We start from the raw sequence: 8,591 nt of genomic DNA, 5'->3' as shown, positions 1-8,591 counted from the left end.
CACTTCCGGTTACTGGCTGACTACATTGTGGTGTTGTACCATTTGTAATTACACTCACTAATGTATAGGTACTATTAACTGTTAATGGTGGCGTTGTTACCGATCCATTTCCGGAGGCATTTAACGTAACGCTTCCTGCAGATCCGTCAACATCGTAGTTTACAGTTGCTCCCGGTGTACCGTTAAAGCTGATAACTGCCGTCTGGTTGGCACAGATTGTAGTAGTTCCACTAATAGTAGCTGTTGGTAATGGAAGAACCGTTACATCAGCCGATGTATTTAATGTTTTTGTACATGGCGTTGTTCCTGCCGATGTTACGCTTACTAATGTATAAGTAGTTGTAGCTGTTAAAACCGGTGTTGTAATAGTAGCCGATCCTGAAGCATCCAAAGTAATTGTCGTTGTAGTTCCTCCTACTGAATAATCTACAGATGCATTAGGTGTACCGGTCACAGTAAGAGTACCTGAAGTATTCTCACAGATGGTCGATCCTGTAATACTTGCCGTTGGTTCAGCAATCACCTGAATATCCATAGTTGTAACACTTGAACATTGTGCCGGATCCGGTGTAAAAGTATACGTAGTCGTACCTACTGCACTCGTACTTACTGTTAGCGGACTCCATGAACCTGTAACTCCATCATTGGAAGTTGTAGGTAATGTTGGTGGTGGTGTATTTAAACAAAGTGGTCCAATCTGCGTAAATGCAGGAGGTGTTGATCCACCGCGAATCAATTCAAATTCTTTGATTTTATGACAATCCGAATTCGGATCATTCACCCTTACATATACGAAGTTATTTCCGGCAACCGGATTATAACACGTTGGATCATTAATCCAGTTAAATTCATTTTCGGCATCAGCCTGAGTCGGATAATAGGTCACCACATAATCTGCCGGGTTTAAGGTACCCAATACAACAGCATTATTATGTGTTAAATCCCAACAACTTGTGTCGTCCGGACATTTATTCAAATCATCTGGTTCGTTAATATCAAAGTCACTAACGGTTACTGGTACATTATCCCGTACAATTGTTTTTGTTCCGTCACAAGCGGTATAAGTTGCTTCGGCTGTATAAAATGTATTAACAGTAGGACAAACAGTTACCGAAGTACTATTACTAATAGGTGCTCCCGTAGCATCCAACCATTGGAACGTTACGTTAGACGGTCCTGACGGTGTAAAACGCCATGCCTCCGGAGTGGTAACGGTCCAGGTTCCTGTATTTCTACCAGGAGGTGTAAATCCTACAGTACCCGCAGCATTCTGGATACCTAAAACAACTCTTCCTCCATTAATAGGAGAAGAAACCGTAGGACTTGGATTTGGTCTTGCTTTTACATAAAACTCAATTGCATTTGTAGTTTCATATAATACGATCTGAAAAGTATTATCAACATGACTATCATTTCCGCTGCTATAATAAGGTACATTGGTAAAGTTAACAACAAGTGATCGACAAGGATACGTTCCTAACACTTGATAGTTAACAGTAATTTGTGGTTGGTTAGCAGGTCTTGTAAAACGCGGATCGATATCCTGATACAACATAATCGCATTACGGTGCATACCTGTTGACGTTGTTGGCAGCTGCGCGTTTGGTATCGCATAATCACAAAATGCCCCCCCTGTTTGCGGATTAAATGAAATAATTCCATTTGATCCGATATAACAAGTTGTGTAATTTACTCCGAAATAACAGAACTTGAAAGGAAGTGAAATGGCATTCGACCAAACGTCATCAGTGTTTACTGAAACACCTGTTCCGCCGGTAAACGGAAATGGTGGCGCATAAGGTACCGAGGCAACCGCATACGTATTGGTCCCTCCGGTTTGTAAAAATGTTGCTGTAAGATTCCTACAATCCCCCGGATTACAGATCGGAGAGACAGGATTACCATTCACATCTCCCCCGTGAACGTTCGCACAACCAGGCGCTTGCGCAAACATATTGACCGAGAAAATGCAAAATAATAACAATAACAGGTAATTATTTCTCATTATAATTAGTTTTTTGGAACGCGAAATTTACATAAAATTAAGAAACAATTAACTTTATTAGTGTAAAAAACATCATCAATTACAAAAATTAACATTTCCAGCAAAATACCATAACAAAAACAAAGCATCTAGTTAAATAATTTTGTTACATTGATAATTATTCGTTTTTTTTTATAGTTTTACAAACTTAACCAACCTGAAATTTCATTATGAAACAATTTTATTCCAAAAGTATTATAGGATTATTTCTATTATTCATCACCTCTTTATCCGCTCAAAGCGCAAAGTCTCCTTTTACACTGACTTCCGTTAACTCGGATTCAAACGCGATATTGAAAGTTACAACTACGCAGGATTTAACACAAGGATACACTATCGAGGTACAAAACAATGCTTGCGGTATCAACCCATCCGAATATCTGGAAAAACCGGTATTCTTCAAGTCTACCGACAGCCAGTATGCGAGCAATTTCACAAGATCTAACAACGATTACATTTTTACTTCTCCCCTAACCTTAAGCTTATTGTCATCAAAATGGTTCCGTTGGAGAGTTATTGATAATAAAGGTGTAACTTCTCAATGGATGTGTTATTCCTGGAGTGACTACTGTACCACTTTCTTAAAAAGTGACGGTTCTTGTAAAAACTAAGAATAGTTCTCAAAACTATTTCTCATATAATAAGGTTAAGCATTTTGTTTAACCTTTTTTTATTTTATTAAATGATTAACATTTAAAACACAATTTACAGTAGGAATCCGAATACAAAATCAAGTTTATTAGTTATCTTTGCAGCTAATTTTTTTACTCTAAAATTCTACATAATGATCCATAATGATGATTTGCACGACGAAATGGGTGACAATCACATCGCATCCAGCGCTGAAACACCATTACGTCCTGATGCTTTTGAAATATCCGATGAAGAAAAAATAAATGCTATCAAAAAAGACGTTGAAAGCATCCTAAATACTTTAGGATTGGATTTAACCGACGATAGCCTGAAAGGAACACCAAACCGTGTTGCTAAAATGTTTGTAAAAGAAATTTTCGGCGGATTAAATCCTGCGAAAAAACCGGGATCTTCTACTTTCGACAATAAATACAAATACGGCGAAATGCTGGTTGAAAAAAACATCACAGTATATTCAACCTGTGAACACCACTTATTACCTATCGTAGGTCGTGCGCACGTAGCCTATATCTCCAACGGTACCGTAGTGGGATTATCCAAAATGAACCGTATTGTCGATTATTTCGCTAAAAGACCACAGGTTCAGGAGCGTTTAACAATTCAGATTGTACAGGAATTACAACGCGTACTAAATACGCAGGATGTAGCCTGTGTTATCGATGCCAAACACCTATGCGTTAATTCACGTGGAATCCGCGATATCGAAAGTAGTACCGTTACGGCCGAATTTGGCGGAAAATTCAAAGAAGACAAGGTACGCCGCGAGTTTTTAGACTATATTAAGCTGGACACTCAATTTTAATTTGCTATTTTAGACAATTAAATAAATCAAACAACAAATAGTATACGATGCAATTATATCAAAATCAGAATTTGAAGATTTACAATTCTCTTTCCGGGGAAAAAGAACTTTTCACTCCTATTCACGAGGGAAATGTCGGAATGTATGTTTGTGGACCAACGGTTTACAGCAATGTACATTTGGGAAATTGTAGAACTTTTATCTCTTTTGATTTAATCTATCGTTATTTAAAGCATCTTGGCTTTAAAGTACGCTATGTACGTAATATTACCGATGTTGGACATTTGGTTGACGATGAAGATGATGGCGAAGACAAAATCGCCAAAAAAGCACGTATCGACCAGATCGAACCGATGGAAGTAGTACAAAAATATACGGTGGATTTTCACCAGATTCTGGAGCTTTTCAACAACCTGACGCCTAGCATCGAACCGACTGCCACCGGGCATATCATCGAACAGATTGAAATTATCAAACAGATAATCGACAACGGCTTTGCCTATGTGGTAAACGGTTCCGTTTATTTTGACGTGGTTAAATTCAACGAATCACACCACTACGGAATCCTGAGCGGTCGTAATATCGACGATATGATTGCCAACACCCGCGACCTTGACGGTCAGTCGGACAAAAAGAATCCGCAGGATTTTGCATTGTGGAAAAATGCCGAGCCACAACACATCATGCGTTGGCCTTCACCATGGGGCGACGGATTTCCGGGATGGCATTTGGAATGTACCGCAATGAGTACCAAATACCTGGGTGAGAAATTCGACATCCACGGTGGCGGAATGGATTTAAAATTCCCACACCACGAATGTGAAATCGCACAAAACGAAGCTTGCACTGGTCATTCTCCGGTAAACTACTGGATGCATGCCAATATGCTTACGCTAAACGGTAAAAAAATGGCTAAATCGACCGGAAACAACATTCTTCCAAGAGAATTATTTTCGGGCGAAAACACGGTTTTAAGCAAAGCTTTTTCACCAGCCGTAGCCCGTTTCTTTATCCTACAGGCACATTACAGAAGTATCCTTGATTTTTCGGACGAAGCGATATTGGCCTCCGAAAAAGGTTTTAACCGATTAATGGAAGCGATCGACGCGTTGGAAAACATCCAACCGGAAGCAACGTCTACATTAGACATCAATAGCTGGAAACAGGCTTGTTATGACGCCATGAATGACGATTTTAACAGTCCGATCCTGATCGCGCAGCTTTTCGAAGCCGTTCGGTATATCAACTTACTAAAAGACGGTAAAGAAAGTTTAAACGCGACCGATCTGGAGCAATTTAAAAAAGCGATAAAAGCTTTTGTTTTTGACGTTTTAGGTCTGAAAAATGAAAAAGCAGATAATGCCGAAAACGGAAAACTGGAAGGCGTAATCAACATGTTGATCGGTATGCGAAACGAAGCCAGAGCCAACAAAAACTTTGCACTATCCGATCAGATCCGGGATCAGTTAATTGCCTTAGGCATTCAATTAAAAGACGGAAAAGAAGGTACTTCCTTCTCGTTAAACTAAAAAATATACAACCAAAATGATGAAGCCTCCAACTTCATCATTTTTATTTTAAACACCCATGACCATTCGAAAAATACTCATCACACCTTTTATCTGGATCATCCGTTTTTATCAGGCTGCAATCTCCCCTTTCACACCTTCCGTATGCCGTTATTCGCCTACCTGTTCGCAATATTCCCTCGAAGCGTTGCAAAAACACGGACTTTTTAAAGGGAGTTGGCTGGCCGCAAAAAGAATTATCAGTTGCAATCCCTGGGGCGGAAAAGGTTACGATCCCGTTCCGTGATTTAATCTTTAAATTTCCCTTAAATATGAGTATGGTTCGCTCACATTTCTCTATTTTTACCAAAATATAAGCACATAATACTATGATGACACACGCTTTACAATTCGTCTGGAATCCTTCACACGGAATTGATTTAGGCTTTTTTACCGTTCGTTATTACAGCCTGATGTTTGTAATTGCCTTTGGATTAGGATGGTACATTATGAAACATATCTACGAAAGAGAAAACATTCCAATCGAAAAACTGGACTCTCTTTTTATTTATACCGTATTCGCTACGTTAATCGGCGCCCGACTGGGACATGTATTTTTCTACGATTGGGATTATTTTAAAGATCACAAACTGGAAATTTTATTGCCGTTCCGTTTTGAACCGCATTTCGAATTTACCGGATTCGCCGGATTGGCCAGCCACGGTGCTGCTATTGCCATTATCCTGGTAATGTACTACTACAGCAAAAAAATCATCCACAAACCAATATTATGGATTTTAGACCGTATCATTATTCCGGTTACCTGTGGTGGTATTTTTGTTCGTTTAGGTAACTTTTTCAATTCCGAAATCGTAGGTCACGAAACCGCTTCCTCTTTGGGAATCCGTTTTATTCAGGACAAATATACTCCGGGCGAAGCCATGCGTTTAACCAATATCAACAACGCTACCGAAGCTTATAAAGCCATCGAAAGTAACCCGCAATTTGCACCGTTATTGGAAAATGTAATCCCAAAACACCCGGCACAGTTATACGAAGCATTCGGTTATATTTTTGTATTCCTGATCCTGTTCTTCCTATACTGGAAAACGAATGTACGCGAAAAACTGGGCTTCCTGTTCGGTTTATTCCTGGTATTACTTTGGACGGTACGTTTTATCGTAGAATACGTAAAAGAAAGCCAGGGTGGTTTCGAAAACGAATTAGGACTATTCTCAACCGGTCAGTGGTTAAGTATTCCTTTTATCATTGTAGGCCTTATCCTATTGATCCGCGCTAAAAAACAAGATCCTATTGCATAATTTCAAACCTGTTAGGTTTCCGTAACCTGACAGGTGTTAAACTAAATAAAAAAGGCTGCTTCAGATTTGAAGCAGCCTTTTTTATATTTAATTTCCTGTTCGTTAGTCATTCATCGAAATCAGGAACTCTTCGTTGTTTCGGGTTTTCTTAAATCGGTCGTTGATAAAATCCATTGCTTCTACCGGGTTCATATCCGCCAGGTATTTACGCATAATCCACATACGCTGAATCGTTGCTTCATCCAATAACAAGTCATCACGACGCGTACTGGACGATGTTAGATCGATAGCCGGAAAAATACGTTTGTTTGCAATTTTTCTATCCAATTGAAGCTCCATATTACCGGTACCTTTAAATTCTTCGAAGATCACTTCATCCATTTTAGAACCGGTTTCGGTTAATGCTGTAGCAATGATACTTAAAGAACCTCCGTTTTCGATATTACGAGCCGCTCCGAAGAAACGTTTTGGCTTCTGAAGCGCATTGGCATCAACACCACCACTCAATACCTTACCGGACGCAGGCTGAACCGTATTGTACGCTCGCGCCAGACGTGTAATCGAATCCAAAAGGATTACAACATCATGTCCGCATTCTACGAGACGTTTTGCTTTTTCCAATACAATGTTGGCCACTTTTACGTGACGTTCTGCCGGTTCATCAAAAGTAGACGCAATTACTTCTCCGCGTACACTACGTTGCATATCGGTAACCTCTTCCGGACGTTCATCAATAAGCAATACAATTAGATACGCTTCCGGGTGATTGGCCGCAATGGTATTCGCAATATCTTTTAAAAGCATTGTTTTACCCGTTTTAGGCTGCGCTACAATCATACCACGCTGTCCTTTTCCGATAGGTGAAAACAAATCGATAATACGTGTTGAAATCGTACTTTGTTTTTCTGCCAATTTGAATTTTTCTTCCGGAAATAAAGGCGTCAAATGTTCAAAAGAAACACGATCACGAACCACCTGAGGGTCATGTCCGTTGATTTTTAATACGCGTACCAGTGGGAAATATTTCTCTCCTTCTTTTGGCGGGCGCACCACTCCTTTTACCGTATCTCCCGTTTTTAATCCAAACAGACGAATCTGGGATTGCGACAGGTAAATATCATCCGGAGAAGCCAGGTAATTATAATCCGAAGAACGTAAAAATCCGTAACCGTCCGGCATCATTTCCAATACACCTTCACTTTCAATAATTCCGTCGAACTCATAATCCGGTTCTCTGAAATTTTGTTTTTTGTTTTTCTGGTTTGGATTGGTATTCTGATTTTGGGAATTCCCCTGATTGGTATTGGTTTGCGGTTTTTCGGCTACTCCCTCGGTTGGGTTTTCTTCCTGATTTTGCTGGCGGGATTGTTGTTGGGATGCGTTTGCCTGTGGTTGCGCTGGTGTTTTGGAGTTATTATCTTTTGTAAAGCGCTGTTTTTGCTGGAATTCTTTTTTCTTGGTAAAGCTATTCTCCTTTTTCGGTTCTGTAACTTCCGGAGTTGCTTTTTCTTTGTTTTGTTCTGAAGGGATCACTTCTGCTTCTTTCGGGGCCGCAATTACTGCTTCTGCCTTTACATTGGTCTCTTTAACTGCAACAGGAAGCGGATTGCTTTCTTTTTTAGTTTCCCTTTGTGGTTTTGCTATTCTTGCTCTTTTAATTTTACCCTCTGCCGCAGGCGTCTCTTCTTTTAAAGCTGGTTTTACAACTTCCGGGTTTGTTGCCTGATGATCTAGAATCTGATAAATTAATTCGTCTTTCTTTAGGTTTCGATACTTATTAATTTTAGCAATCTTCGCAATCTCTTGAAGCTCAGCGAGCTTCATTTCTTTTAATACAGAAATATCAAACATGAATCGTTTTCTAGTTAAATTAAATGTAATGTAGATCTAAATTTGGGTAGTATATTTTTGTGAAATGAAAGAACCGCAAAATGAAGTACTTACGGTTTGACTATGCAATAATACGAATTTATTTTGTTTCATATCCTATTTTTTAAAAAAAGAAATGCTATTTTTGCTCAACAATTTCAGATCACAATGTTACAACGAATTCAAACCGTATACCTTTTTATCGCTTTTGTCTTCTCGGGAATACTACCTTTTGTTTTTCCGCTTTGGACAAATCCTGCCGGTGAAAAAGTGTTTTTCATGACCAATCTGGTTTATGTATCGCTTTTCGGTTTAAGCACAACGCTTTCGTTGATTAGTATCTTTAGTTATAAAAACAGACAAAACCAGTTTGTTATGAACCGGTTAAATAT

7 protein-coding genes and 1 pseudogene are annotated in these 8,591 nt (G+C 39.3%); 6 read left to right on the top strand and 2 right to left on the bottom strand.

Annotation, left to right across the window (positions count from 1 at the left end; genetic code table 11):
* Positions 1–2,005 (bottom strand): annotated as a pseudogene (locus Q1R07_RS09975) (hypothetical protein); the annotation flags it as partial.
* A gap of 209 nt (positions 2,006–2,214) precedes the next feature.
* Between Q1R07_RS09975 and Q1R07_RS09970 the strand changes: the two are divergent.
* From Q1R07_RS09970 to lgt, 5 genes are all read left to right on the top strand, one after another.
* Positions 2,215–2,655 (top strand): hypothetical protein, encoded by a 441-nt coding sequence (locus Q1R07_RS09970; protein ID WP_300489373.1) that lies wholly within the window; start codon positions 2,215–2,217, stop codon positions 2,653–2,655.
* 173 nt (positions 2,656–2,828) lie between these two features.
* Positions 2,829–3,500: a GTP cyclohydrolase I FolE gene (gene folE, locus Q1R07_RS09965; RefSeq protein WP_300489371.1), complete on the top strand. Its 672-nt coding sequence runs from the start codon at positions 2,829–2,831 to the stop codon at positions 3,498–3,500.
* Positions 3,501–3,547: 47 nt separating this feature from the next.
* Positions 3,548–5,029 carry a cysteine--tRNA ligase gene (gene cysS / locus Q1R07_RS09960; protein ID WP_300489369.1) on the top strand — a complete coding sequence of 494 codons (1,482 nt, stop codon included), beginning with the start codon at positions 3,548–3,550 and terminating at the stop codon, positions 5,027–5,029.
* Positions 5,030–5,087: 58 nt separating this feature from the next.
* Entirely contained in the window at positions 5,088–5,315 is a 228-nt protein-coding gene (gene yidD / locus Q1R07_RS09955) for a membrane protein insertion efficiency factor YidD (RefSeq protein ID WP_300489367.1), read from the top strand.
* Positions 5,316–5,400: 85 nt separating this feature from the next.
* Positions 5,401–6,330, top strand: a complete 930-nt coding sequence (lgt, locus tag Q1R07_RS09950) for a prolipoprotein diacylglyceryl transferase (protein WP_300489376.1) — start codon at positions 5,401–5,403, stop codon at positions 6,328–6,330.
* Between the two features lie 102 nt (positions 6,331–6,432).
* On the opposite strand, the gene rho is transcribed toward lgt, so the two are convergent.
* Positions 6,433–8,181 carry a transcription termination factor Rho gene (rho, locus tag Q1R07_RS09945; protein WP_300489364.1) on the bottom strand — a complete coding sequence of 583 codons (1,749 nt, stop codon included), beginning with the start codon at positions 8,179–8,181 and terminating at the stop codon, positions 6,433–6,435.
* Between the two features lie 186 nt (positions 8,182–8,367).
* Here rho and Q1R07_RS09940 point away from each other — a divergent pair.
* The coding region (locus Q1R07_RS09940; RefSeq protein ID WP_300489361.1) for a DUF4293 family protein at positions 8,368–8,591 on the top strand (224 nt) is incomplete at its 3' end.

Origin of the sequence: Flavobacterium sp. (assembly GCF_030146175.1) — a bacterium.
GTDB lineage: Bacteria > Bacteroidota > Bacteroidia > Flavobacteriales > Flavobacteriaceae > Flavobacterium.
Note: the sequence above shows the minus strand (reverse complement) of the source record. Positions and strands in the feature narration are given on the sequence as shown.